This is a genomic window from Xanthomonas sp. MLO165 (assembly GCF_018831305.1).
Taxonomy (GTDB): domain Bacteria; phylum Pseudomonadota; class Gammaproteobacteria; order Xanthomonadales; family Xanthomonadaceae; genus Xanthomonas; species Xanthomonas arboricola.
In genome coordinates, this window is sequence record NZ_CP029263.1 from 1,500,280 (window position 1) to 1,525,591 (window position 25,312).

Sequence of the window (25,312 nt, forward strand, 5' to 3'; positions counted from 1 at the left end):
TGCGCGTCACCATCCTGTCTTTCGTTGCAGAGGTTGCTTGTGTCCTCCACTTCCATCGCATTGGCCGTCATCGGCGGCACCGGCGTCTACAAGCTCGCACAGCTGGATCAGGTGCAGACGCACGACATCGAAACACCGTATGGCGCGCCCTCCGGCCCGATCCGCGTGGGCATGTTGCTGGGCCACCGCGTGGCATTCCTGGCGCGTCATGGCGAAGGCCATTCGCTGCCGCCGCACAAGGTGAATTACCGCGCAAACATCGCTGCGCTGCAGCAAATCGGTGCTGCGCGGGTGCTGGCGCTCAATACCGTCGGCGGCATCACCGAGCAGTTCGGCCCACGCGTGCTGGCGTGCCCGGATCAGCTGATCGATTACACCTGGGGCCGCGTGTCCACCTTCTGCGAAGAGCCAGGCAGCGAGGTGCAGCACGTGGATTTCGGCCATCCGTATTCGCCGATGTTCCGCAGCAAGGTCATCGCCGCCGCCAAGGTGACCGGCGTCACGATGGTCGCCGGCGGATGTTACGGCGCAACCCAGGGGCCGCGACTGGAAACGATTGCAGAGATCGCCCGCATGCGTCGCGACGGCTGCGATCTGGTCGGCATGACCGGCATGCCCGAAGCGGCTCTGGCACGCGAAAAAGGCCTGGAATACGCATGTTTGGCGATCGTGGCCAACTGGGCGGCCGGCTGTGGCGACGCGCAGGAAATCACCATGGCGGAGGTGTTGGCCAACGTCGATGCCGCCTCGTCCGGATTGCCGGAGCTGATCGGCGAACTTGCACGCGGGTGATTGTCATCGGGGCATAAGCTTTGCATACTCGGCGCGTACGCATCGCCGTACACCACCCATTAATTATTGCAAAGGTCTCGCATCACCATGCCGAACGGTACCGTCAAGTGGTTCAACGACGCCAAGGGATTTGGCTTCATCTCACCGGAGGACGGCAGCGCCGATGTCTTCGCGCACTTCTCCGCGATCAACTCCAAGGGCTTCCGCAGCCTGCAGGAAGGCCAGCGCGTCAGTTATGACGTGACCCAGGGCCCCAAGGGTGCCCAGGCTTCGAACATCACGCCGGTCGAGTGATGTGACTCGATTGTGCGGTTGAAGAACCCCGCCACGGCGGGGTTTTTTTTGCATCGCCCCATGCGGGGTCGGTGCCGTCCAGGGAGCGAAGGACATGCAGCGAGCATTGCGCATTGCGGTAGTGGGTTATGGAACGGCGGGGCAGGCACTGGCCGTGCTGCTGGGCGCCGACGGGCACCGGCTGGACGTGTTCGAACGTGCCGCCACGCCCGGGCCGGTGGGAGCAGGCTTCCTGCTGCAGCCCAGTGGCCTGCAGGTGCTGTGGAAGATGGGCCTGCTGCCGCAGGCGCTCGCGCATGGCGCACCGGTGCGCCGGCTGTATGGCGAAACGCCGTGCGGACGCGCGGTGATGGACATGCAGTACCGCGATCTGGATGCGCGGCTGATGGGCCTGGGCATGCAGCGCGGCGCTTTGTTTACGCTGTTGCGCGAGGCCTGGTCAGAGCAAGCGCAGCTGCATGTGGATACCCGGATCACCGCGATCGATCACGACGGCGCGCGCGTGCAGGACCAGCGCGGGCACTGGCACGGCCCCTACGATCTGATCATCGCCGCCGATGGTTCTGCGTCGAGCTTGCGCGCGCAGGCGCAGGGCACGCGGCTGGATCGGGTGTATCCGTGGGGTGCGTTGTGGTGCTTGCTGCCACGCGAGGACTGGCCGTTCGTCGATGAGTTGCGCCAGCGCTATGTCGGCGCGCGCAAGATGATCGGCCTGCTGCCGGTGGGCACGCGCCCGGGCGACGCCACCCCGCGGCTGAGTTTTTTCTGGAGCCTGCCGTGCAGCGATTTTGCCGCGTGGGAACAGCGCGGCATTGCCGCATGGCGGCAGGAGATTGCGCAGATGTGGCCGGATGCATATGCGCGTCTGGAAACCGTGCAAGTGCATGGCGCATTGGCGCGTGCGAGTTATCGCGACGCGGTGGTGACACGCTGGCATCGCGGCCGCTTCGTGCTGGCCGGCGATGCCGCGCATGCGATGAGTCCGCAGCTGGGGCAGGGCGTCAACATGGCGCTGCTGGATGCGTTGGCGCTGCGCGATGCCTTGCGGGTCGGCGCCGATCTGGATGCGGCCTTGCAGCACTATCAGCGCGAGCGCCAGGCGCATGTGGCGATCTATCACCGCTGGAGCCGTTGGCTGACGCCGTTGTTCCAGTCCGAACGCGATTTCTGGGCGCACGGGCGCGATCTGCTGCTGCGCCCGATGGGACGCGTGCCCGGCGGACGCGGGCATATGCTGCGGGTGCTCAGCGGCACCCAGCACGGCTGGTTCGGCAAGCTGGCACTGGCGCCGGACTTTGTGGACGCGTTGGCGCAACCGGTGCCGCGTGTTGCCGTCGACAAGGCCGAAGCGGCCGCATAGAAGAAGCGGCGGCCTACGCAGTGCCGCGCCCGCTAACGCACCGGCAATGCCAGCGCATCGTCTTCCACGCAGGCGACCAGGCGCTCGCCTTCGACCAGCGTTGGCACGATGCCCGCGGTGAAATGCGAGAACGCCGGCAGGATGGTGACGCGCTCGCGCAACCAGAACGCCGGCCAGCGACGCGACATGCCGGGTAGCGCAGCCAGCGGATGCAGGTGCCCGCACAGCACATGCCCGGTCGGATGGGGCAGCGGATCGTGGCGCAGCACGAAGGGGCCATCTTCTACCTGTTCGCCGGCCGCTTCGATATGCAGGTCGGCGCCCGACAATGCGCGGTCGTGATTGCCGCGGATGGCGATCACGCGCAACGCGCAACGGCGCTCGCGCCATGCGCTCCAGCGGCGATGCCAGGCCGCGCGCGGTACGGGGCCGTGCAGCAGGTCGCCGAGGATCCATAACGCGTCCACCGTGCGCTGTTGCAGCAGCGCATCCAGCCGCTCCAGATCGTGCGCGGTGCCGCCGGCCGGCATTCCGATGCCGGCGCGACGGAACACATCGGCCTTGCCCAGATGCAGGTCGGCGATCAGCAAGGCGCGTTGCGCCGGTCGATACAGCGCGCGTTCGCCGAGCAGTTCCACTGTTTCGCCAGCAAGCTGCAGTTGCACGCTATCGCCCATGTTTACGCTCCAGTTGTTCGGCAGCGCGCAACACGCGGGCCTTCCAGTCTTCGGTACTCAGTTGGCCGCGCACACGTTCGGCCCATAACGGAAACGACAACGGGGTGAGGCTGCGCGGTTTGCACAGGCGCAGTTCGCGCCGCGCGCAATCTTCCAGTGCATGCGCAAGCCGCGCCAGTTCGAGCTGGCCTTCGAACACTTCGCGCTCGGCCTGGGCAAGCAGCAGGTGATCTGGGTCGAAACGTTGCAACACGTCGTACAGCAATCCGCTGGAGGCCTGCAGCTGCCGCAGGCTGCGTGGTGCACGGCCGGGCAGCGATGGCGACAGCAAGCCGGCCACGCGCGCGATCTCGCGGAACTGGCGGCGTGCCAGTTCGCCCAGGTTGAGGCTGTCGCGCAGATCGGCAAACAGCCCCTCCGGCGACAGCAGCGCCTGCAGGACGCCCGCATCGAGTTCCACATCCTGCGCGGGCGACAGCACGAATCCGTAATCGTTGGCAGCAAAACTGAAGGTATTGCGCTGACGCCTGCCCCAGCGCGCCGCCAGCAACGCGGCCAGCCCTTCGTTGACCTGGCGACCGGCGAACGGATACACGAACACGTGCCGGCCATCGCGCGCCTTGATGCTTTCCACCACCAAATGGTCCGGGCCGGGCAGCGAGGACAGCGAGGCCTGCAGGCGCAGCAACGGCGCCAGCGCCTGCATTTCCGGCGCGTCGCCGGGATCGGCAAACACCGCTTCGACCTCGCGGCCCAGGGCCGACGACAACGGCATGCGTCCACCCATCCATTTGGGCACCACGCCGCTGCCACCCTTGGCCACGCGCACGTAGGCGGTCATGTCTTCCAGCCGCACCAGCTCCAGCAAACGGCCGGCAAATTGAAAACGATCGCCACGGCGCAGGCGGCCGACGAACTGCTCCTCCACCGCGCCCAGGCGGCCGCCGCGTAGGAACTGCACGCGCACGCTGCCGTCGCTGGTGATCGTGCCGATGGACAGGCGGTGCCGCAGCGCGACGCGCCGGTCGATGACCCGGTACACGCCTTCTTCGTCGCGCACGACCTTGTGGAAATCCGGGTAATGCGCCAGCGCGCTGCCGCCCTGCACGATGAAGTCCAGCACCGCCTGCCAGGTGGCGTGATCCAGTGCCGCAAACGCATCGGTGCCGCGCACCTGCTCGAACAAGGCATCGGCCTGAAAACCGCCGCCCAATGCCAGGGTCACGCAGTGCTGCGCCAACACGTCCAGCGACAGGCGCGGCGGCGGCCGTGCCTCGATCTGGCCATGCACGATGGCGCGCCGCGCGGCGGCGTATTCCACCAGTTCCAGCGCATGCGAGGGCACGCACACCACATGCCCGGATTCGCCCGGACGGTGGCGCGCGCGGCCGGCACGTTGCAGCAGGCGCGCAATGCCCTTGGGGCTGCCGACCTGCAGCACCTGATCGACAGCCGGGAAATCCACGCCGAGATCCAGGCTGGACGTGGCGACCACGCAACGCAGGCTGCCGTCGCGCAGGCCTTGCTCGGCCGCCGCGCGCAAGGACGGGTCCAGCGAGCCGTGATGCAGCGCGAGCGTGGCCAGATCGTCCGGCCACACCGCACTCAAGGCCTGATGCCACAACTCGGCCTGGGCGCGCGTATTGGTGAACACCAGGCTGGTGCGCTGCTGCATGATCTTCTGCAATACGCGCGCCAGCTGCGCCAGACCCAGATGCCCGGCCCACGGAAAGCGCTCGCCGCTGTCGGGCAGCAGCGTCTCCAGGGTCATCGCGCGGGGTTTGACGCCCGACACCAGCGCGGCATCGGGGCGATGCGGCAACAGCACGTCGCGTGCCTGCGCCAGGTTGCCCAGCGTTGCCGACAGGCCCCAGATGCGCAGCTGCGGCGCCCAGCCGCGCAGCCGCGCCAGGCACAGTTGCAGCAGCACGCCACGCTTGTTGCCGAGCAGCTCATGCCATTCGTCGACGATCACGCAGCGCAGCGCCGACAGCTGCGGCGCGGTGTCGGGATACGACAACAGCAAGGCCAGCGATTCGGGCGTGGTGACCAGCACATCGAGCTTGCCGCTGCGCGCCAGCCGCTTGTCGCGCGCGCTGGCGTCGCCGGTACGCAGGCCCACCTGCCAATCCAGCCCCAGGGCCTCCACCGGCTCGCGCAGCGCGCGTGCGGTATCGGCGGCGAGTGCGCGCAGGGGCGTGATCCACAGCACCTGCAGCGTGCGTTGCTGTTGGCGTCGCGCGGCCGTGGCGGGCTTGCTCGCCGGCTTGCGTCCACGCGTGGACAAGGCCTCCAGCAGCGGCCCACCGAAGGCTGCCAGCGTCTTGCCGCTGCCGGTGGGCGTATGCAGCAAGCCGGACTCGCCCGCGAGATAGCGCTTCCACACATCACGTTGAAACGGCAACGGCGCCCAACCGCGCTGCGCGAACCAGGCACGCCATTGTTGCAAGGGCGTGCCGCGTGTCTGCGCCGCAGCGCTCACCGTGCCAGCGCCTGCAGGCTGCTCAGGTGGTCGGCCTCGTTCATCGGCTTGTCCTGTCGCCAGCGCAGGATGCGCGGGAAACGCACCGCAATGCCGGACTTGTGCCGCGCGCTGCGGTTGACCGCTTCGAACCCCAGTTCGAAGACATGGTGCGCGGTGACCGCACGCACCGGTCCGAAGCGTTCGGTGGTGTTGGCGCGGATCCAGCGATCCAGCTGCAGGATCTCCTTGTCGTCTAGCCCCGAGTAGGCCTTGGCGATCGGCACCAGCTGGCCCTCGTGCCACAGCCCGAAGGTGTAGTCGGTGTACAGCGTGCTGCGGCGGCCATGGCCGGCTTGTGCGTACAGCAGCACCGCATCGATGGTGAGCGGGTCGATCTTCCACTTCCACCAGTCGCCGCGCCGGCGGCCGGATTGGTAGGCGGAGCTGGCGCGCTTGAGCATCAACCCTTCCACGCCGCGCTCGCGTGCATCCAGGCGCAGCTGCGCGGCCGCCTGCCAGTCGCCGGCCTTTACCAGCGGCGAGGCGACGATGCGTGGGTCGGCGAGCGTGCTCAGCACGCCTTCCAGCAATGCGCGACGCTCCTGCAAGGGGCGCTCGCGCAAATCTTCGCCGTCCAGCTCGAGCAGATCGTAGGCAACCACGCGCGCCGGCGCCGCCGCCAATGTCTTCGGCCCGGGCTTGAGCCGCTGGATGCGCGTCTGCAAGGCGGTGAACGGCATCGGCAAGGACTGCTCCGGTTGCCAGGCCAGCAGCTCGCCATCGATGACCGTGCCGTCGGGCAACTGCAGCGCGGCCTGTTCGATCTCCGGGAAACGGCCATCCAGGCGTTCCTCGCCACGCGACCACAACGCCGCTTCGCCAGCGCGCCGGATCAACTGCAGGCGAATGCCGTCCCACTTCCATTCCAGCAACCAGTCATCGACCGCGCCCAGCGTTTCGACCTCGGCTTCGAGTGGCGAGGCGAGAAAGAACGGGTAGGGCTGCTGGCGATCGCCGGGCAGTTCCTCGGCGGTCAGCAGAGTGGCCAGATAGCCCGGATGCGGCCGCCAGCTGCCGAGCATGCGCTGTGCAATGCGCGCGATCTCTATCCCGGACATCTCCGCCAGCGCCTGCTGCACCAGTCGCTGCGACACCCCCACGCGCAGGGCGCCGGTGAGCAGCTTGTTGAACACCAGGCGCTCGTCGAAGGCCAGGCTGCGCCACGCCTGCACGATGCAGGCCTTGCGCACTTCCACGTCCTGGTTGGCGATCGGCAGCAACCGCTGTTCGATCCACTCGGCCAGCGGCAGATCGGCCGCTTCGGTGATCGGGTCGTCCAGCAACAAGGCCAAGGTCTCGGCCAGATCGCCGACATGGTCGTAGCTGTCGGCCACCAGCCAGTCGGCGATGCCGGCGGTGTCGGTGATCCATTCGCGCAGTTCGCCGCTGCTGGCGATGCGCATGCGCGTGCTGGCCACCTTGCCACCGGCCAGCAGGTACAGCGCCCACGCCGCGTCGAACGGCGGCGCACTGCGGAAATACGCGACCAAGGCCGCACGCTTGTCGAGCGTGCCGGTGCTGCGATCCAGGGTGCGGTACAACGCGGCAAATCGCTTCACGCCGGGCCCTGCAGCTTGGTGCGGTTGTCGGCAGCACGCAGTTCCAGCGCGCGCCGCGTAAATGCGCCCAGGCAGCGCGGGCGCCGGTAAGGTCGTGGCGGCCCGATCACTGCCGCCGGCAGTGTGCGGTGCACGCGAAACGCCAATGCGTGGCGACGGAACGCGAGTGCGCCGGTCAAGCGGATCCGTGGGCGCGCGCGCGCATAACGACGTGCAGGCAAGGGGTTCATTCCTCGGCTCCGAAATCGGTACGGAAGGCTTCGGCAGCGACGCCGCGTTCCAGCAGGTGCTGAATCAAGGCATCGGTGTTGCCGTGGGTGGCGATCACCCGCCGTGCGCCGGTGTCTTCGATGGTGCGCAGCAGGTCCGGCCAGTCGGCATGATCGGACACCACAAAACCGCGGTCATAGTTGCGCCGACGGCGATTGCCGCGAATGCGCATCCAGCCCGATGCGAAACCCTGTTGCGCGTGCCGGAAGCGACGGATCCAGGCGCTGCCGGCCGCCGATGGCGGCGCCAGGACCAGTTGCCCGGCATAGTCGGCGCCACGCGCATGTTCGCTGACCGGTTGGGTATCCAGCATCGGGATGCCGGCCTGGCGATACACCTCCACGCCCACCGCAATCGCGCCATGCAGCAAGGCTGGTTGCGTATCCCAGGCGCGCAATTCCGCCAATACGCGTTGCGCCTTGCCCAGGGCATAGCAATACAGAATGGCGGCCTCGCCGCGCTCTGCACATTCGTGGCGCCAGGCGACGATGTCGGCCGCGACATCGGCGGTATCCGGCCAGCGATACACCGGCAGCCCAAAGGTCGCTTCGGTGATGAAGGTGTCGCAGGGCACCACTTCGAACGGTTTGCAGGTGGGATCGTGCTGGCGCTTGTAGTCGCCCGATGCAACCCAGACTTCGCCATCCACCTCGATGCGCACCTGCGCCGAGCCGAGCACATGCCCGGCCGGATGCAGCGACACCCGCGCGCGTCCCAGCTCGAAGGCTTCACCGTCGGCATGCGTGTGATAGACCTGCTCGCCCAGGCGCCACTGCAGGATCGGCAAGCTCTCGTGCGTGCAGTGGTATTCGCCCATGCCGCTGCGTGCGTGGTCGCCATGCCCATGCGTGATCACCGCACGTGGCACCGGCCGCCAGGGATCGATATGGAAGTCGCCCTGCGGGCAATACAGGCCTTCGGGGCCAAGCACCACCAGATCGCCAAGTTGTCCGTTGCCGTTGCGCATGGGGCAACTCTGGCCAAGCCGGTGTGCAGATCCTGAGAATGGGAATGGCACGCATCGACGCACCACTGCGCCAAGGCCTGCAGATCGCAATCGCTAGTCGAGCCAGTGCGCGATCAAGGCAAGGCCATCGACTCGAGCAAGCGCCCGGCGTGGCATGAGCTGTCCGTCAATGCAGCACGCCCGCCGCCAGCTCGCACCATTGCGCATCGGAATAATCAGTCAAGACTCGGAAATCGAACACCCACGCAGGCGCTGGCCCGCATCATCCACCCCGATTCCCGATTCCCGATTCCCGATTCCCGATTCCCCGCCCCAACCGCTAATGCCGCGACCGCCGCCCAGGCGAACGCACCGCAGTCGCCTCCACCGCCAGCGTAAAGCCGCGCTCCTCGCCGCCCTGCATTGCGCCGACATCCACGACCTGGCGCCGAATCTCCTCGCCCTTGCCGTTACGCACCACCACCACCACGGTGTATTCCCATGGATCGCCATCGGCGGGATGGCGAATGGTGCCGTCGACCTTGAGCGGCACGATCGGTGCCGGCTGTGCGTGCTGCGCCGCCGCCGAGTCGAAGCGCAGGTGGTGCTTGCACGCAGGGCAGACGCTGGCGCTTTCCAGGATCGTCGCCTTGCAGTGCGGGCAGCTGCGCGTGGCACCGGGCGTGCCCGGGCGGGGCGCACTCATGTGCCGTCGCTGTCTCCGCTGACGACCGGCTTGGCCGCAACGACCGTTTTGCCGGTGTCCTCGCCCCAGCCGAAATCGGCCTGGCCGCGCATGCGCGCACCCGAGGCCACGGTCAGGCTGCCGGCCTTGACGTCGCCGACCAGCACGCCGGAGGTCTGCAGCTCCACCTGCGCGGCCGATTCGATATTGCCCTCCAGCTCTCCGGCGATGATCACCTTGTTGGCGCGCACGCCGCCGTTGAGCTTGGCGCCGCGCTCGATGGTCAGATCGCCCTTGACGTTGACATCGCCCTTGAAGCGGCCGGCCAGACGCACGTGACCGGCGCCCTCGATCTTGCCTTCGATGCTGATGTCGGCGGCGATCAGCGATTCCTTGGCCTCGCCCTGGCGCTGCGGTGTGGCCGCGGCGGGTGCGGCGCTCGGTGGCGCGGCGGCGGGCACCGGGGGTGCCGGGCTGGCCTCGGCAGTGAACAGCCGTCCATCGGCAGCCGGGACCTCAGGGGCTGCGGGAACGCCGTCTTTCTTGTTGGGACCTTGATCGCGCCACATCGACATCGGACTGTCTCGCTCGGGGGTCAAGACCGACTATCGCCGCGCGGACCGATCTTTTGTGTGACGGGTTACGCAAACCAGCACCGATGGCGCGCGTGCTCAGTCCACTGCGGGCGTGGCGGCGCCATGCCGCTCGACCCGGTTACGACCGCCGTGCTTGGCGACATACAGGGCCGCATCGGCCTTCTGGATCAGGCTGGCCCCCAGTTCTCCATCGACCGGGAAGCTGGCCACGCCGATCGAGGCCGTCACCCACGGCAACGAGCGCGGGCCGTCGCTGACTGCCAGGGCCGCGATGTGGCCGCGAATGTCCTCGGCCACGCGCAGCGCCTCGACGCCATCGGCCTCGGGAAGAATGACCGTGAACTCTTCGCCGCCGTAGCGGCAGGCGACGTCTTCGGCACGCAGCCGGGTCAGCAGCAACTCGCCCAGCGCCGCCAGCAGCAGATCGCCGCCGGCGTGGCCCTGGCTGTCGTTGAATTGCTTGAAGTGGTCTACGTCCAGCATCAGCACCGACAACGGCAGGCCGCGGCGTGCGCAGCGCGCCAGTTCGTGGCTGAGCGATTCTTCCAGATAGCGGCGGTTGTACAGCCCGGTCAGCGGGTCGCGAATCGACTGCCGGCGCAGCGATTCGCGCAGGCGCAGATTGCTCAACGCCAGCGACAGCTGTTCGGCGGCCGCCTCGGCGATTTCCAGGCGGGGCATCGGCCCCGGACCCGGCGAAGACAGGAACAGGAAGCCGAGCTGGGTGCCTTGCGCGGACATCGGCAGGCATGCGGTGGTGACGGCGCTGCCGGGCTCGGGCGTACCGATATGCACGCACAGCGCATCCCGGCCCAGGTCGTCGACGATGTGCGGTTGTCCACGGCGCAGCGCCCAGCACTCTTCAGGCAGCAGATGTGGCGCGCTGTGCACCAGCGGCTCGCCCCAATGGCTGATCGCCTCGGCGCGATCCTGCGAGGCACGCAGCAGATACACGCTTCCGGCAACGCCCGGCAGCAGGCTGGCGAGGGTGCGGCTGCTCACCATCAGCGCCTCTTCTGCGCTGATGCAGCTTTGCAACAGGCCGGTATAGCGGCTGAGCAGATTGAGATCGGCGGTACTGCGTTGTAGCGCAACGACGCTGTCGCCCAACTCGCGATTGGCCTGCGCTGCCAGTTTCTCGGCCTGCGAGCGATGCCGCAGTTCGCGCATCAGCAAGGCATAGACGGTACCGACCACCGCCAGCCCGAACGGGATGCCGGCCAGTGCCAGCACCAGCAGCAAGGCCGCACTTTGTCGGCTGCTTTCGGCGCGCTGGGTCAGCAGCTCCTGCTCGCGTTGCACCATGGTCAGCGCCTGCTCGCGGATCGCGCTGGTGGTGCGGAAGGCGGTCTGCCGGATGCCCGCGCGGGCCGGCTCCAGGCCCTGCTGCGCGTACACGTCGAGCACGTGCTGGATCTGCTGCAGGCGCGTTTCCACCAGTCGCTGCAAGGTGTCCAGGTGCTGCACCTGGTCGGGATTGTCGGCAATCAGGCGACGCAGGTTATCGAGCAGGATCGGCAGGCGCTCGACGCTGGTCTGATAGTCGAGCAGATAGGCATCGTTGCCGGTGAGCAGAAAGCCGCGCTGCGCCGATTCGGCATCCAGTACGCGCGCCTGGATCTCGTCGACCCGGCCAATCACTTCATGCGTATGCGAGACGAGTGCTGCATCGGCCAACGAGCGACGGGCACCGACAAAGATGCCGATACCGATGGCGATGAAGATCAGGGCAGAGAACGCCAGCGCCAGCTGGTTGCGGCGGCGCGCAGTAAAAGAGGAGGGCATGGACGAATGCTAGCCTGCCAGCCTCGACAACACGAGGTCGCCGTTGGCGGGAAACAAGCGCGCCGGCCCAATTTGGCCGGCGCGTTCGCAAACTGCTGATACGGTCACACGGTCAATCAATGCTGCGGATGGTCGGCGTCGTGCTTGTCGGCGTTCTGCTCGGCCTTGTTGGCCATCTCGCGGGTCTTGTCGGCAGTGGCGTCTGCGGCATTGGCGGTTGCGCGGCTCGCATCGGCGGCCAGTTCGCGTGCAGCCACGCGTGCATCTGCGGTGGCGGCCTTGGCCTGCACGGCGGCGCGATCGGCAGCTTGTTCGGTCGCAGCCGCAGCGTGCTTGGCAGCGGAGGCGGCATCGCGTTGCGCCTGCTCGGCGTCAGGGCCCTGGCAAGCGGCGAGGGTGAGAGCGGCGATGGCGCTCAGCGACAGCATGCGGATCGTCTTCATGGGTGGTCCTGTTCCTGTTCCGGTGTTGGAAGAGCGAGCTTATGCACGGGCCGATGCAGCCGGCGTCAATGCGCGGCCGGCCATTCAGCCAACGGGCGGCATGCACCGTGCACGTCGCCACAGGGAGCCGCTCCGGTGCAGGAACGGCAACGCTGGTCAGGCGCCTATAAATCGCGGGCAAAGAAAAAGCCGCTGGAAACCAGCGGCTTTTTCCGAACTCGCTTGGAGCTAAGAAGTGATTACTTCTTGGCTTCTTCGGCGGTGTCCTTAGCAGCTTCGGCGGTGTTTTCAGCCGTCTTGGCAGCGTCGGCAGCCTGCTCAGCAGCAGCGTCGGTGGCGGCGCCGGAAGCAGCCTGGGCAGCGTCAGCAGCGGTGTCAGCCGAAGCAGCGGCGGTGTTGGCAGCAGCCTGAGCGGCGTCAGCCGACTGCGAGCCCGAGGCAGCAGCCTGGTCAGCAGCGGTCTGAGCGTCGGCAGCAGCTTCGTTAGCCGAAGCAGCAGCGTCCTGAGCCTGTTCCGGCTTCGAGCAAGCGGTCAGGGCCAGGCCCAGAGCCATTGCGATCAGCAGCTTGTTAATGGTCATTGTTTCAATCCTCGTCGTTAGATTAGGCAACGCGCTATTGCGCGCCCCCGACATGATGACGGTCCAAAGACCAGTGTCAAGCGTGCGCGCATTCAGTTTTGCAAAATCGCCGTTAAAAACAATTAAATCAATTCGATAGCGATGGCAGTCGCCTCACCGCCGCCGATGCACAGGGTCGCGATTCCGCGCTTGCCACCGCGCGTGCGCAACGCATTCACCAATGTCACCACCAGGCGGGCACCGGATGCGCCGATCGGATGCCCCAAAGCGCAGGCACCGCCGTTGACGTTGACCTTGTCGTGCGAAATGCCCAGCTCGGCGATCGGCGTCATCGCCACCACGGCGAATGCTTCGTTGATTTCGAACAGATCCACCTCATCCAGTTGCCAGCCGATCTTGCCGATCAACTTCTGGATGGCAGCGACCGGCGCAGTGGTGAACCACTCAGGTTCCTGCGAGTGGGTGACATGCCCCACGATGCGCGCCAACGGTGCGATGCCACGCCGCTGCGCCTCGTCTGCGCCCATCAGCACGGTGATCGCCGCGCCATCGGAGATGCTGGACGAGCTGGCGGCGGTGACGCTGCCGTCCTTCTTGAAGGCCGGCTTCAGGGTCGGGATCTTGGCGATGTCGGATTTGGCCGGTTGCTCGTCGCTGTCGACGACCACCTCGCCCTTGCGTGTGGCCACGGTGACCGGAACGATTTCATCGGCGAACGCACCGCTGCGCTGGGCAGCCTGCGCGCGTTCGACCGAGGCGATCGCAAACGCGTCCTGATCGGCGCGGCTGAAACCGAACTTCTCGGCGGTGGCCTCGCCGAACACGCCCATCGCCTGGCCGTCGTAAGGGTTGGTCAGCCCATCCCAGGCCATGTGGTCGACCGCCTGGAAGTTGCCGTAGCGGTTGCCGGTGCGCGAATTGGGCAGCAGATGCGGCGCATTGCTCATCGACTCCATGCCGCCGGCGACCACGATGCTGGCCGAGCCTGCCTTGATCAGATCGTGCCCGAACATGATCGCCTTCATGCCCGAGCCGCACACCTTGTTGATGGTGGTGGCGCCGGTGGAGGTGGGGATGCCTGCGGCAATCGCCGCCTGACGTGCGGGCGCCTGGCCCAGGTTGGCCGGCAGGACGCAGCCAACGATGACTTCTGAAATGTCGGCCGGCGCGACGCCGGACTGCGCCAGCGCGCCGCGGATCGCAGTGGCGGCGAGCGTCGGCGCCGGCACACCGTTGAATTGACCAAGGAACGAGCCGATGGCAGTGCGTTTGGCAGCAACGATGACGATGTCGGACATAAAGGAGATACCGTTTAAAGTGAAACGATTATCTGCCTCATGCTCGGTTCGCGCCAGCACGCCCCCGGCGCTGCAACATTCGCTACGCAATCAGCTGCGACAGCCGTGTGAGGATGCAGTATAAAGACGGCGTTCGGGCCCGGGATTGGGCCCTATCCATGGAATGGGTTCGGGGAGAGCATCAAATGAACAAGACAGACGTCGCCAGGACTGTCCTGGCCTCGGCGTTGGCCGTGGCGTTGACCGCGTGTGGCGGCGGTGGTGGGGGCGGTGGTATCCGTCCGAGTACACCGACGGCACCGCCACCGACGTCGCCACCGCCGCCACCGCCGCCGACTTCACCGCCACCGCCACCACCTCCGCCGCCGGTGGTGGCACCGCCGACGACCCCGGAACCCGCATTCGACGCGCATCTGGCGCTGACCAACGCACGCGCTGCGCAGGCATTGGGTTTCACCGGTGCGGGCTATCGCATCGGCGTGATCGATACCGGCATCAATTCCAATCATCCGGCCTTGCAGGGGCGGGTCAGCGACAGCTTCATCTATGTGGATCCGCGTACCAACAATGTCGCTGCGGGCGATGTGGTGGGCCACGGCACGGTGGTCGCGCAGCTGGCAGCCGGGCGCGCAGTGGGCCAGTGGCCGGGCGGCATCGCCAGCGGCGCCGGCCTGGTGTCGGCACGCATCATCAGCGACGAAGCGCCGGACGATGACGGCAGCGGTCAGGGCAACGAGGTCGATGGCCCGCTTGGCCTGGGTCCGGTGCATGCCGATCTAATCAGTGCCGGCGTGCGCATCATGAACAATTCCTGGGGCGGGCTGTATTGGAACGACCCGGCGGTGACCAACCAGATTGCGCAGGAATACCGGCCGTTCGTCATCGGCAACGATGGGTTGGTGGTGTTCGCGTCGGGTAACGAATCGCGAGCGCAACCCTCCGATACCGCCGCGCTGCCCAGCCAGCTGGGCCCGAACGGCACGCTGCCGGCCGCCGATCTGGAGCGCGGCTGGCTGGTCGTCGCTGCGCTGGATACCGCCAATCCCACGCAGCTGGCCTCGTACTCCAATGCCTGTGGCGTGGCGATGCGCTATTGCCTGGTGGCACCGGGCACCTCGATGTTCCTCGACCCCGATGCGACCGCCAGCAACATCCGCTACTTCTACGGCAGCGGCACCTCGTTTGCGGCGCCGTTGGTCTCCGGTGCGGCTGCGCTGGTGTGGCAGGCTTTTCCGTACTTCAGCAACGATCTGGTGCGGCAGACGCTATTGGGAACGGCCACCGATCTGGGTGCGGCCGGCGTCGACCCGACCTTCGGCTACGGCTTGCTCAATGTCGGCAAGGCAGTGTTGGGGCCGGCGCGCTTTGATTGGGGCACGGTGGATGTCACCGTCAACACCTTGCGTTCCACCTGGGCCAACGACATCAGTGGCACGGGTGGCCTGACCAAACGCGGCACCGGTACGCTGGTGTTGAGCAGTGGCGCCAATACGTTCAACGGCGACACCCAGGTGCTGGGCGGCACCTTGCAGACGGCCAGTCTGCAGAGTGCGCGCATTGGCATCGCCAATGGTGCGACGTTGATCGGTGCGGGCAGGATCGGCGGACGCGTCGATAACGCCGGCACCCTGCAGGTCAACAGTGCGACGCTGTCGATCGCGGGCAATTACACGCAGGCCAGTAACGGTCGCCTTGCCTTGAACGTGGGCGACCGGGTGAACGTGACCGGGACCGCGACGATTGCAGGTGATCTGCAAGTGCTCGGCCGCCGCGATTACGTGGTCGACAACGCGACCTACACGCTGTTGCAAGCCAGCAGCGGGTTGCAGGGCACGTTCGACACGCTCAGCCGCGGCGCGGCCGTGACCTTCCTGGATGCCTCGCTGACGTACGACAGCAATACGGCTTACCTTGCCTTGCGCAGCTTGAATGCCACCGCCGTTGCCGCCACGCTGGGCATGACCGGCACGGCAGCGATGGATTCGGCAATCCGCGTCGAGCAGGCGTTCCAGCAGGTGGATGCGCAGCAACTGCAGGGCATTGGCGGCATCAGCAGCGGGTTCATCCGCGCCGCAGCGGCGTTGCAGCAGTCGCCGGATGCCAAGGCTGCCGCCGATTCGCTGCGTAGTTTGTCGGGCCGTGCGCACGCCGAGTCGGCAGCGATGACCTTCGACACCATCGATCTGGGGCGGCGTGCGTTGGCCTCGCATTTCGACGGCTTGTCGCAGCAGCCGCGTATGCTGGGCGTCTGGCAACGCGCGCTCGGTGGGCCGGGCGAGGGTGGCGTGACCACCGCAGGATTCGCCACCTCCGGCTGGATGATGGGCAACGACCTGCGCCTGGCGTCGGGCGCAGTCACTGGCTTTGCCTTCGGCGAAACGCGCTCCAACAGCCTGGGCGATCTGGACGGTGCACGCGGGCGCGATCGGCAGGTGCAGGGGCAGCTGTACTGGGGTACCACGCTGGGGTCGGCGTACACGCTGAGTCAGTTGGGTTTCGGCAACGTCAACCGGCAGATCGAGCGCAGCCTGCAGTTGGGCGAAGACCGCAGCAGTGCCTTCAGCGACTACAGCGGCAGTTACCTCAGCGGCAACCTGGAAACCGGGTATCGCCTGGGTGGCGCGCGCGCCAGCCTGACGCCCTACATGGGGCTGGATTATGTGCGTCTGCGCAGCGAGGGATTCCGCGAAAGCGGTGGCGACGGCTTCGGCTTGCGTGCCGATGCCAGCACCTCCTCGCGCACCCAGGTGCTGGCCGGCGTGCGTTCGTCCTATCGCTGGCGCGGCGTGCAGCTCGGCGGTTATGCCGAATGGCAGCAGGCGTTGAGCAGCGAAGGCCTGACGCTGGATGCCAGCTTCATCGGCGTGAACGCATGGGCGCCATTGCGCGGCATGCAGCCGGCGCGCTCGGGTGGTCTGTTCGGCATCACCGCGGCCGCGCCGTTGGGGCCGCAGAGCCAGTTGCGCTTCGGCTACGACCAGCGGGTGGGCGAGCGCGGTGACGATCGCGCGCTGAGCCTGCATTACAGCGCCGATTTCTGATCGGCGCGCCTGATCGGTGGTTCATCTGTCCAGGCAAGATGCCTGGACAGGTGGGTCACTCGCCGCGCAGCTTGTGCAGGAAGCGCGGTGCGGTGCGGCCCAGCGGCAGTTTGAGCTTGCTGATGGCCTCGATACGCGCCTCGGCAATCTGGTCGGCCGCCTGCTGCGGCGCGACACCCAAGCGGGAGGACAAGTCGAAGACCTTTTCCAGGTTGTGATAGATGCTGCGGATCAGCCGCATCGCGCGTTCGCGGTTGTAGCCGTCGATCTCCAGCGACACGTTCATTACGCCGCCGGCATTGACCACGTAATCGGGCGCATACAGGATGCCGCGCCTGTGCAGCTCTTCGCCGATGGCGGCGCTGGCGAGCTGGTTGTTGGCGGTGCCGCAGATGATCTTGGCCCTCAATCGCGGCAACGTGTCTTCGTTGATTGCCCCTTCCAGCGCGCAGGGTGCGAATACATCGGCCGGCACCTGGTAGATCTCCTCGATGCTGACCGCTTCAGCACCGTATTCGGCCACCGCGCGATCCACCAGCGCCGGGTTCAGATCGGCCACATAGAGTTTGGCGCCGCGCTCCTTGAGCAGCTTCACCAGCTCCATGCCGATATGGCCCAGGCCCTGGATCGCGATGCTGGTCTTGCCGACTTCCTCGTGGCCGAGCCTGCGATTGAGCGAGGCCATCAACGCCTGCAACGCACCGTAGGCGGTGAACGGGGCCGGGTCGCCGGAGCCGCGATGCACCTGGTGCACGCCGGTGACGTACTCGCTCTCCAGATAGATCTGTTCCATGTCGTTGACGTCGGTGCCGACGTCTTCGGAGGTGATGTAGCGCCCGCCCAGGGTGTCGACAAAACGGCCGAATGCGCGGAACAGCGCCTCGCTCTTGTCACTCTTTGGGTCGCCGATGATCACCGCCTTGCCGCCGCCGACATTCAATCCCGCCAGCGCGTTCTTGTAGGTCATGGTGCGGCTGAGCCGCAGCGCATCGTCCAGCGCCGCCTCGCTATTGGGGTAGGGGCGCATGCGCACGCCACCCAGCGCGGGCCCGAGACGGGTGCTGTGCAACGCGATGATCGCTTTCAGGCCGGCGTCGCGGTTGTGACAGAAAATCACCTGCTCGTGGCCGGTGGTGTCGAGGGTTTCGAAAAGCATCGAAGGCTCCGCGGGGCTGCGTGATGTGCCTTCCCTGAGGCCGGGCTGGAACCCGTGCAATGGGAAAAAAAAACGCGACGTCTGCAGACCCTGTCCGATCACGTCGCGCTGCAACATTTTAAACCACGTCGGCGGGGGCTAGTGTATGAATCTGTTCACCAATGCCGATAGCGCTGCTGCCGGAACCACAGCGTTCCCAGCCATTTGCTCCCTGCGCTGACCGGCAGGCCGGCGTGCAGCGAGTCGGGGTCGGGGCGGCCATCGGCATGCAGATTGTCGAAGCACACCACCGACCCGGCACGTGGACGCACGCGCACGCCCGCGACCGGGAAGTCGGTATCGCCTCCCGCGTCGACGTCGTTGAGGTAGACGCAGGCGGTGCGCAGGCGATTGCCGGCAGTGGGGCGGTCGGCGGCGATCGTGCCGGGCGGCAGGTAGTCGCGATGCGCGCGGTACTGCTCACCCGGCGCGTAGCACAGCACCGACAGCGCTTCGGCATGGGTCAGCGGCAGCTGCGCGCAGGCCGCCACGCGCGCCTGCGCCGCACGCGCGGCAAAGTCTTCGAGGATGGGGTCCAGGGTGGCGCCGCGGCTGGTGCGGATCGGCGCGCGGCGCGTGCGCGCATCGTCGGGGTCGACCACTTCGGAGGCGCGCAGGTGCGGCCGCGCCAGCAACATCAACAGGCGGCACTCGTCGGCAGACAGCACGCCGCAGACTTCTTCGATCATGGGCGCGTCGTGGCGGCGCGTTGCGACATGTCGGGCAGCGAAACGGATGCGCGGATCGTCGACGAGCGGATCCGGCGGCGTGATCTGCACGGCAGGCGCCGCGGCGATACCCAGCGGCTGCAATTGCCGCAGCAGCTGCGCCGCGGCGTCGGGTTGTGGCCGGACGCCTTCGCCACGCAGCAGACGCTCGGCCAGTAGCGCGGCAGCCAGTGCGTCACCGGCTGCGGCGGCGCGCTCCAGCAAGGCAACGCAGCTGCGTTGCTGCGCGGGGTGATCGATCCGGCCGTGCTGGATGGCCAGCGCGCGCAGCGCAGGCGGATAGTTGGCTGCGGCCGCTGCATGCAAGCGGGATTGCGCCTGCGTGTCGAGCATCAATGGGGCGTCGGTGATGGCCACGGTCGCCAACAGATAGCGCGCTGCCGCAACATCCTGGCGCTCGGCGTGTTGCCAGTGCTCCTGCGCACGGGCCAGGTCCACCTCGCAACCCACACCGTAGGCCAGCATGCGGCCGGCTTCGATCTGCGCGCCGGCATCGCCTGCGGCCGCACTGCGCGTGTACCAGGCCAGCGCCTGCTCGGGCTGCCCGGTACGCACCAATGCATGTGCCAGCGCCGTCATTGCCGCGGGTTGGGCGGTCTGTGCGGCCTGGGTGAGCTGCTGGAGGGACGGTGCCTGCATGGAGGCATTCTAGGAGAGGCCGGCAACCCTGTCGTGCCTGATCCTAGGCGGGCGCCGCTGCGGCCCGCGTAGGGCGATGGCGGTCTCGCCGAGATCAATGCAGGTCGTGCGTCCCCGGCGGGCGACCGGTGGCCATGGACCGGTGGTCGCAGCGATGGGCTGCCTCGTCTAGCCGGTGCGCGATCAGGCGTCCGTGGACAGCGCCAGGTGGGTCAGATACAGGCGCAGGTCGAACTCCAGTTGGTGGTAGTCCGGGCTCATGTGGTTGCACAGCTGGTAGAAGGCCTTGTTGTGATCGGCCTCCTTCAGATGCGACAGCTCGTGGGCGACGATCATCTGCAGGAACGGTTCGGGCGCATCGCGGAAGATCGAGGCGATGCGGATCTCGCGGCTGGCCTTGAGCCGGCTACCGTGGACGCGCGAGATCGCCGTATGCGTGCCCAGCGCGTGCTTCACCACCTGCAGATGGTTGTCGTAGAGCGCCTTGTGCAGCGTGGGCGAGGAGCGCATGTAGCGCTCCTTCATGGCCTTGACGTAGTCGTACAACTGCCGGTCGGTGCGGATGCTGTGGCGGTCCGGGTAGCGGCGTGCCAGTACCAGGGCGAGTTTGTCCTGCGCGATCAGCTCGCGCACCTGATCCAGGACGGCGGGCGGGTAGCCGGCGAGATAGCGAAGAGTGTCCATGCCAATCGATTGCTGCGAGCTGCGCATGATCGCCGATGCAGGCGCTGCTGGCGAATCTGCGCGAATGTGGCGTCGTGTGTCAGGCGTATTCACGAATGCGGCACATCCGGATGCGTAGCGTGCAGCGCATGTTTTGCGGCACGACTGCGCAAGCACACGACTGAACACGGCACCGTGCCGGATGAGGAGACAACAAACATGATCAAGTGGGCCATTATTTTCGCCATCATCGGACTGATTGCCGGTGCGCTCGGGTTTGGCGGCATGGCGGGCGCTGCAATGGGGATTGCCAAGTTCCTGTTCTGGGCCGGCATCATCATCGCCATCGTGCTGTTCGTGCTCGGCATGACGATCGCCAAAAAGGTGACCTGACGCCCGAGGCGTGCATCGGCATGCGGTTCGCATGCCGGCTACATCGCCCGGAGTGCAAAGGAGCGGCCAGTGGCCGCTCTTTTTTTTTATTCCTGCAAGCTAATCAACCAACAAAACGACAAGCCGGCCGCGAGCGAGGTCTAGCGCAGGACACTCGCTGCGTTCTTGCGCGGATCAGACGCCGGTGTCGTCGGCGGTGGTGTGCAAGGCGATATTGAGTTGATCGATGGTCACGATCCAGTCGGCATCGTCGAGGCGCTCTTCACGCAGCAGCTGCGCCTGCGCCGGTGTCCAGAAGGGCGCTTCCTCCAGGCGCATGTCGCCCGGCAGCGGAGAGTGTTCGTCGATGAAGCTGCGGATGCTGACCTCATCCGACGGCAGGCCCAACTGGGCGAATAATTCGGAGAACGGGTGGACGTGTTGTTCCATTGCGACTTCCTCGAAGAGTGCGAATGGGCGGATGCTAAAGCACCTGATTTGAGCGCGCTGTGCACGTCCGGCTTGGATTTGCCTGGGCGCATGCCCATATTTGAGTTCTGAGCAGACAAGCCGAGGCGAACATGGCGACCGGATGGGCAGGTGATGGGGCGGTGCAGGACCAGATCGATGCGACCGTCGAGGACGCGATCAAGCGCGCGCGGAGCCAGCTGCATCAGGGCCCGAGCCTGACTCACTGCGAGGAGTGCGATGCGCCCATCCCCGAGGCGCGCCGCAAGGCAGTACCGGGCGTGCACCTGTGCGTGAACTGTCAGCAGGCGCACGACCAGGAGCAGGCGGCGCAAGGCGGCTACAACCGTCGGGGCAGCAAGGACAGCCAGCTGCGTTGATTGCCACGCGGCTTCAGCGCAACCGGCAAACGACTGCGCTTGCCGCCAGGCGGCTGCGGCCATCGCTCGGGGCCTACATGCGACATTCGTATGCCGTGTCCTTGCGAGGCGCCGACCGAGTCACCCGATAACGGCTCGCTACGTCCTGCCAGACGCCCTCAGCTGGCGTTGAAGTGGCTGGTCTCGCGCCAACGGCGCGTGGTGCGCTGGAAGAACAGGCTGTTGGGAACCTGCAGTACGCTGCCGGCATGATCGCCGGTTTCTTCCAGGGTCGTGTAAATCACGTTGATGTCGATCACCCGGCCCTTCAGGCCGGGCTTGTCGCCGCCTTCCAGCAGCTCGATGTGGTCGTGCAGGCGGAACGGGCGCGTGGTGATGATCAGGAAGGTGCAGAAGATATTGGACAGCACGCTCCATGCCGCGAAGAACGCCACCGCACCGACTGCCGCGAATCCGGTGAACGCGGTCCACAAGGTGCCGCTGGAGACGCCCAGCACGTTCAGTACGGTCAGCACCGCAGTGACGGAAATGATGAAGCTGCCCACGCGACGGATGCCGATCATCATTTCCGCCGGCAGGCTGTAGCGCGTACACAGGCGGCGCAGCACTTGCCGCAGCAGTAGCCGAACCAGCGCGGCAACGGCGAGGATCAGCACGATCTGGACCGTCAGCACTGCCACGGTCAGCCACTGCGGATTCCAGTGCGGCAGCAGGCTACGGATCATGGTGGGCAAAGCGTCGGACGCGGACATCGGATCGTGCAGGTTCACAGAGAACAGCCATTGTAACGGGGGCGTCATTGCGCAGCCGGTGCGCGGGGTGAACGCGTGCTCAGCGGTGGCGGCAGCGAGCTTGAGTCAAGGATGCTGCGATGGAGTGCCGCATCTCAGCTGTACGTGGCCGGGCGTTCGCTGCCATGCGCATCGATGAAGGCCAACACGGCGATACAGCAGCGACCGAAATTCATGATGACGCTGCAACCGGTCAACGCGTTGAACTGCGGCCATGCGCGGACAATGCGACAACACGCCGCCACAGCTGCTCGGCGCGGCGTACCGGCAACCAGTGCGCTGGTGAGTTCAGCTCGACGCATGACAGCCGCGTCGACGGCAGGTGCAGCAGGCAGGCCTGCAGGCGCGCAGGCGTCAGCGTGAGCTGCACTGCATCCATCGGCAGCGGGGCCGAGCACTGGGTGGAGCACAGGCTCAGCAGGATTCCGAGAACATGCGGCATGGCGACGTCCGATCAGGGGGCCTGCGCCTGGAGCGGCCAACGGCGGTGCTCCCGGCAAACGATGCGGCGCAGGATTGCGCCATCGCAGGCTTGGATGCGGCGAACGGCGAAAGGGTTTAGAACGGCAAAAAAGGAAGCGAGCAGTCGTCAGGTGGTAAGGACCGCACGCTCTGAACCGAAGTGGCACGACGGGGCCATGCCGATTCCGACCACCGGCCGCGCCCGCCGGGCGGCGGCGCAGTAGGCTGGTCGGTCGCGACTGGAACCGTGCTCGAAAAAAACCTGGGCGCGGTTTAAACCTTTGTGCTGCCCAGCGCATCGAAGTGGATATGCTCGACACCTCCATGCCCATCGATGCCTCAGCTTGTGACGGTCCGGCCGGACGCGACGATGCGGCGCTGGCGCGTGCCGCTGCAGGCGGCGATCGCACCGCCTACGAGGCCATCTACCGCCGTCATGCGCCGCGCCTGTATGCGGTGGTGTGGCGGCTATGCGGGGGCAATGCGGCACGTGCCGACGATGTGCTGCAGGAGACCTTCATTGCCGCGTGGAAGGCCTTGCCGCAATTCCGCTTCCAGAGCGCGCTGGGCACCTGGCTGCACCGGCTGGCCGTCAATACGGCCCTGATGGAGCTGCGTGCGCGTTCGGCTGCGGGCGATCAGATGGTGGACGATGCCGATGGCGAGATCCTCGCTGCCATTCCAGGTGTCGCAGCCTGCCAGGCCACCCAGATGGATCTGGAGCGCGCGCTGGAGACGCTGCCGCCGCGTGCACGCGCGGTACTGGTGTTGCACGACATCGAAGGCTGGAAACATCAGGAAATTGCCGACGAACTGCAGATGGCGGTCGGCAGTTCCAAGGCGCAACTGCATCGCGCGCGCGGCCTGCTGCGCGTGCGGCTGGGAGACATTGCATGAATCACGATCCGCTTGATCCGCACGCAACCGATGACGCCGCGTTGTCCGCGCGTCTGCGTGCGTTGCCGCAACAACGTCAGCCACCGGCACAGCTCTGGGAGCGCATCGCGCCCGCACTGACGCCGCACACCAACGTGGTTGCGCTGCAGCCGCGCCGCCAGCGTGCCTGGGCCTGGCCCGCGTTCGGTGTGGCGCTTGCTGCTGCGCTGGCCGTGGTGGCGATCGTGCCAGGGCTCGATCGCTCGACCCAGGCGCCAGCGCCAGCGTCGGCGCGCTCTGGCCTGGTGGCGCAGGCGCAGGCAATGGCCGGCCAGTACCAGCAGGCCATCGATGCAGTGCCGGTGCAGCAGGTGCCGGCCGATCTGCGCCCGGCGCTGGCCGAGCTGGACCAGAGTGCACAGGCCATCCACCACGCCATCGCGCAGAGTCCGCGCTCTGCATTCCTGTTGTCGCAGCTGCAACGCACCTATGCCAAGCGCCTGCAACTGACCCGTCTTGCCGCGCAGGGCGAGACGTCCTTTCCAAGCTGAGGAGCATGCCCATGCGTTACGCCCATCTATCCGTGTTGTTGCTGCTTGCGTTTTGCGCACTGCCGGCGGCAGCGCAGACCACCGTGAAGCAGAGCCATCCGCTGACGCGCGGCGGGCGCGTGGAGCTGGACAACATCGCCGGGCAGATCCGCGTGCGCGGCTGGGACCGCGACGACGTGGCGCTGACCGGCACCCTGGGCGAAGGGCAGCGCCTGGAGGTGGATGAAAGCCCGGACCGGCTGCAGTTCGAGGTGATCTACCCGCGTAACAACCGCAACAGCAGGGGGGCCCAACTGGAGCTGCGGGTTCCGCGCGCGGTGCTGCTGGAGGTGGAGGCGGTGAGTGCCTCGGTGGATGTCGATCAGGTCGATCTGGCGCGGTTGCAGCTCAAGTCGGTCAGCGGCAACGTGGTCGCAGCCGGACGCGCCAGGGAAGCGCAACTGGAAACCGTCAGCGGCGCTCTGCGCAGCACGGTGGCCAGCGCACGGCTGAGCCTTGGCACGGTCAGCGGGCAGATCGATGCGCCGGCCGGCGCCAGCGGCGTAGTGTCGGTCGAGTCCGTTTCCGGCCAGATCCGGGTCGGCGCGGGGCAGGTGTCGCAGCTGCGCGCCGAGAGCGTGTCCGGCGCAACGGCGCTGACGGTGGCCGGTCTGGCGCCGGGCGGCAGCATCGCTGCGGAGAGCGTCAGTGGCACGATCAGCCTGGGTGTGCCGCGCAACGTGTCGGCAGCGCTGCAGGTGGAGGTGTTCAGCGGCGACATCCGTTCGGTGGCCGGGCAGGTGGAGCGGCCGGAGTACGGCCCGGGCAAGAGCCTGAGAACCCGGCTGGGGGCCGGCAATGGCGACATCAAACTCGAGTCGCATTCCGGCTCGGTGCGCATCGATTACGGCAACTGAGCGGCTGCGCCAACTGTGGCCGGAAACGAACGTGCCACCTTGCGGTGGCACGTCGGTACAACGCTTCGGCTTGCGGGGGGTGACGCTTAGGCGATCTTGTCGCCATCGTTACGCGCAGGGCCGAAGTTGGTGGTGAGCACTTCGATCCGGCCGCCGGTCTTGCGGAACGCGGCGATGTCGGCAGCGATGCGCTCACGACTGAGCGGCTGCGACTTGCCTTCGCTGCGAGCGATGCTGGGCTGGGATTTCTGCTTGGTCGCGGGACGTGCCATGTGGCCTCCTGTAGCGGGGAAGTGCGATGACACCGCGTGCGGCTAGGGTGGCGCGCGCGGAAGCGGTGTCGAGAGGTGCGGTCGCGTTCGGTGCGCAATCGCGGCGGCACGGCAAGCGTGCCTTGCTGACAAGCCGGCTAAGCGGTATGCAGCAACCGTGCATTGTAA

General features: G+C 66.8%; 27 protein-coding genes. 9 read left to right on the forward strand and 18 right to left on the reverse strand.

The genetic code is table 11. The features are described from left to right. Nucleotides 1-39 precede the first annotated feature (39 nt). From DGN21_RS06455 to DGN21_RS06465, 3 genes are all read left to right on the forward strand, one after another. Nucleotides 40-792 carry an S-methyl-5'-thioinosine phosphorylase gene (locus DGN21_RS06455; RefSeq protein ID WP_039809937.1) on the forward strand — a complete coding sequence of 251 codons (753 nt, stop codon included), beginning with the start codon at nt 40-42 and terminating at the stop codon, nt 790-792. 87 nt (nt 793-879) lie between these two features. Next, nucleotides 880-1,086 (forward strand): cold-shock protein, encoded by a 207-nt coding sequence (locus DGN21_RS06460; RefSeq protein ID WP_003488188.1) that lies wholly within the window; start codon nt 880-882, stop codon nt 1,084-1,086. A 94-nt stretch (nt 1,087-1,180) separates the two neighbouring features. Continuing rightward, nucleotides 1,181-2,446 (forward strand): NAD(P)/FAD-dependent oxidoreductase, encoded by a 1,266-nt coding sequence (locus tag DGN21_RS06465; protein WP_126965716.1) that lies wholly within the window; start codon nt 1,181-1,183, stop codon nt 2,444-2,446. 32 nt (nt 2,447-2,478) lie between these two features. On the opposite strand, the gene pdeM is transcribed toward DGN21_RS06465, so the two are convergent. The 11 genes from pdeM to DGN21_RS06520 all read right to left on the reverse strand — a co-directional run bounded on the left by pdeM (nt 2,479) and on the right by DGN21_RS06520 (nt 13,810). Beyond that, entirely contained in the window at nt 2,479-3,123 is a 645-nt protein-coding gene (gene pdeM / locus DGN21_RS06470; RefSeq protein ID WP_215825159.1) for a ligase-associated DNA damage response endonuclease PdeM, read from the reverse strand. After that, a complete protein-coding gene (locus tag DGN21_RS06475; RefSeq protein ID WP_126965718.1) occupies nt 3,113-5,605 on the reverse strand; it encodes a ligase-associated DNA damage response DEXH box helicase in 2,493 nt (830 codons plus the stop codon). Before DGN21_RS06475 ends, pdeM begins: the two co-directional genes overlap by 11 nt. Then, nucleotides 5,602-7,206 (reverse strand): ATP-dependent DNA ligase, encoded by a 1,605-nt coding sequence (locus DGN21_RS06480; protein WP_102581096.1) that lies wholly within the window; start codon nt 7,204-7,206, stop codon nt 5,602-5,604. Before DGN21_RS06480 ends, DGN21_RS06475 begins: the two co-directional genes overlap by 4 nt. Then, nucleotides 7,203-7,436: a hypothetical protein gene (locus DGN21_RS06485; RefSeq protein ID WP_024938018.1), complete on the reverse strand. Its 234-nt coding sequence runs from the start codon at nt 7,434-7,436 to the stop codon at nt 7,203-7,205. The genes DGN21_RS06480 and DGN21_RS06485 overlap by 4 nt, the downstream gene beginning before the upstream one ends. Further along, nucleotides 7,433-8,443, reverse strand: a complete 1,011-nt coding sequence (locus tag DGN21_RS06490; protein WP_065031828.1) for a ligase-associated DNA damage response exonuclease — start codon at nt 8,441-8,443, stop codon at nt 7,433-7,435. The genes DGN21_RS06485 and DGN21_RS06490 overlap by 4 nt, the downstream gene beginning before the upstream one ends. A 319-nt stretch (nt 8,444-8,762) precedes the next feature. Next, nucleotides 8,763-9,128: a hypothetical protein gene (locus DGN21_RS06495; RefSeq protein ID WP_016903723.1), complete on the reverse strand. Its 366-nt coding sequence runs from the start codon at nt 9,126-9,128 to the stop codon at nt 8,763-8,765. Continuing rightward, complete coding sequence (locus tag DGN21_RS06500) at nt 9,125-9,682, reverse strand: polymer-forming cytoskeletal protein (RefSeq protein WP_126965720.1); 558 nt, start codon at nt 9,680-9,682, stop codon at nt 9,125-9,127. The genes DGN21_RS06495 and DGN21_RS06500 overlap by 4 nt, the downstream gene beginning before the upstream one ends. Nucleotides 9,683-9,778: 96 nt before the next feature. Continuing rightward, complete coding sequence (locus DGN21_RS06505; RefSeq protein ID WP_160954628.1) at nt 9,779-11,488, reverse strand: diguanylate cyclase; 1,710 nt, start codon at nt 11,486-11,488, stop codon at nt 9,779-9,781. Between the two features lie 116 nt (nt 11,489-11,604). Continuing rightward, nucleotides 11,605-11,931: a hypothetical protein gene (locus DGN21_RS06510; protein ID WP_126965722.1), complete on the reverse strand. Its 327-nt coding sequence runs from the start codon at nt 11,929-11,931 to the stop codon at nt 11,605-11,607. A 239-nt stretch (nt 11,932-12,170) separates the two neighbouring features. After that, complete coding sequence (locus DGN21_RS06515) at nt 12,171-12,512, reverse strand: hypothetical protein (protein ID WP_016904096.1); 342 nt, start codon at nt 12,510-12,512, stop codon at nt 12,171-12,173. A 122-nt stretch (nt 12,513-12,634) separates the two neighbouring features. Then, complete coding sequence (locus tag DGN21_RS06520) at nt 12,635-13,810, reverse strand: thiolase family protein (RefSeq protein WP_024938012.1); 1,176 nt, start codon at nt 13,808-13,810, stop codon at nt 12,635-12,637. A gap of 185 nt (nt 13,811-13,995) precedes the next feature. Here DGN21_RS06520 and DGN21_RS06525 point away from each other — a divergent pair, with 185 nt between their 5' ends. After that, entirely contained in the window at nt 13,996-16,851 is a 2,856-nt protein-coding gene (locus DGN21_RS06525; RefSeq protein WP_184428986.1) for an autotransporter serine protease, read from the forward strand. Between the two features lie 55 nt (nt 16,852-16,906). Here DGN21_RS06525 and DGN21_RS06530 read toward each other — a convergent pair whose 3' ends face one another. The 3 genes from DGN21_RS06530 to DGN21_RS06540 form a co-directional block, all read right to left on the reverse strand. Beyond that, nucleotides 16,907-18,007 (reverse strand): Glu/Leu/Phe/Val dehydrogenase dimerization domain-containing protein, encoded by a 1,101-nt coding sequence (locus tag DGN21_RS06530; RefSeq protein ID WP_126965725.1) that lies wholly within the window; start codon nt 18,005-18,007, stop codon nt 16,907-16,909. A 155-nt stretch (nt 18,008-18,162) separates the two neighbouring features. Then, nucleotides 18,163-19,413, reverse strand: a complete 1,251-nt coding sequence (locus DGN21_RS06535; RefSeq protein ID WP_160954630.1) for a 2OG-Fe(II) oxygenase — start codon at nt 19,411-19,413, stop codon at nt 18,163-18,165. Nucleotides 19,414-19,596: 183 nt separating this feature from the next. Beyond that, nucleotides 19,597-20,124: a M48 family metallopeptidase gene (locus DGN21_RS06540; protein ID WP_160954631.1), complete on the reverse strand. Its 528-nt coding sequence runs from the start codon at nt 20,122-20,124 to the stop codon at nt 19,597-19,599. A gap of 171 nt (nt 20,125-20,295) precedes the next feature. Here DGN21_RS06540 and DGN21_RS06545 point away from each other — a divergent pair, with 171 nt between their 5' ends. After that, nucleotides 20,296-20,469: a DUF1328 domain-containing protein gene (locus DGN21_RS06545; protein ID WP_003489471.1), complete on the forward strand. Its 174-nt coding sequence runs from the start codon at nt 20,296-20,298 to the stop codon at nt 20,467-20,469. 174 nt (nt 20,470-20,643) lie between these two features. On the opposite strand, the gene DGN21_RS06550 is transcribed toward DGN21_RS06545, so the two are convergent. Beyond that, nucleotides 20,644-20,898 (reverse strand): DUF2789 domain-containing protein, encoded by a 255-nt coding sequence (locus DGN21_RS06550; RefSeq protein ID WP_016904102.1) that lies wholly within the window; start codon nt 20,896-20,898, stop codon nt 20,644-20,646. Between the two features lie 131 nt (nt 20,899-21,029). On the opposite strand from DGN21_RS06550, the gene DGN21_RS06555 reads away from it, so the two are divergent. Beyond that, nucleotides 21,030-21,296 carry a DksA/TraR family C4-type zinc finger protein gene (locus DGN21_RS06555; RefSeq protein WP_024938007.1) on the forward strand — a complete coding sequence of 89 codons (267 nt, stop codon included), beginning with the start codon at nt 21,030-21,032 and terminating at the stop codon, nt 21,294-21,296. Nucleotides 21,297-21,454: 158 nt separating this feature from the next. Here the strand turns inward: DGN21_RS06555 and DGN21_RS06560 are convergent, their stop codons facing one another. After that, nucleotides 21,455-22,048, reverse strand: coding sequence for a mechanosensitive ion channel family protein (locus DGN21_RS06560; RefSeq protein ID WP_104626969.1), 594 nt, complete (start codon nt 22,046-22,048; stop codon nt 21,455-21,457). A gap of 232 nt (nt 22,049-22,280) precedes the next feature. Continuing rightward, on the reverse strand, nt 22,281-22,529 hold the full coding sequence (locus DGN21_RS06565; RefSeq protein ID WP_039520183.1) for a hypothetical protein: 249 nt from the start codon (nt 22,527-22,529) through the stop codon (nt 22,281-22,283). A gap of 329 nt (nt 22,530-22,858) precedes the next feature. Here DGN21_RS06565 and DGN21_RS06570 point away from each other — a divergent pair, with 329 nt between their 5' ends. The 3 genes from DGN21_RS06570 to DGN21_RS06580 are packed head-to-tail and all read left to right on the forward strand — an operon-like array spanning nt 22,859 to nt 24,872. Continuing rightward, nucleotides 22,859-23,446 carry a sigma-70 family RNA polymerase sigma factor gene (locus DGN21_RS06570; RefSeq protein WP_024938004.1) on the forward strand — a complete coding sequence of 196 codons (588 nt, stop codon included), beginning with the start codon at nt 22,859-22,861 and terminating at the stop codon, nt 23,444-23,446. Beyond that, on the forward strand, nt 23,443-23,976 hold the full coding sequence (locus tag DGN21_RS06575) for a hypothetical protein (RefSeq protein ID WP_126965728.1): 534 nt from the start codon (nt 23,443-23,445) through the stop codon (nt 23,974-23,976). Before DGN21_RS06570 ends, DGN21_RS06575 begins: the two co-directional genes overlap by 4 nt. A gap of 11 nt (nt 23,977-23,987) precedes the next feature. Then, on the forward strand, nt 23,988-24,872 hold the full coding sequence (locus tag DGN21_RS06580) for a DUF4097 family beta strand repeat-containing protein (protein WP_126965729.1): 885 nt from the start codon (nt 23,988-23,990) through the stop codon (nt 24,870-24,872). A gap of 86 nt (nt 24,873-24,958) precedes the next feature. Here the strand turns inward: DGN21_RS06580 and DGN21_RS06585 are convergent, their stop codons facing one another. After that, on the reverse strand, nt 24,959-25,144 hold the full coding sequence (locus tag DGN21_RS06585; RefSeq protein WP_010366034.1) for a hypothetical protein: 186 nt from the start codon (nt 25,142-25,144) through the stop codon (nt 24,959-24,961). Nucleotides 25,145-25,312: the final 168 nt, after the last annotated feature.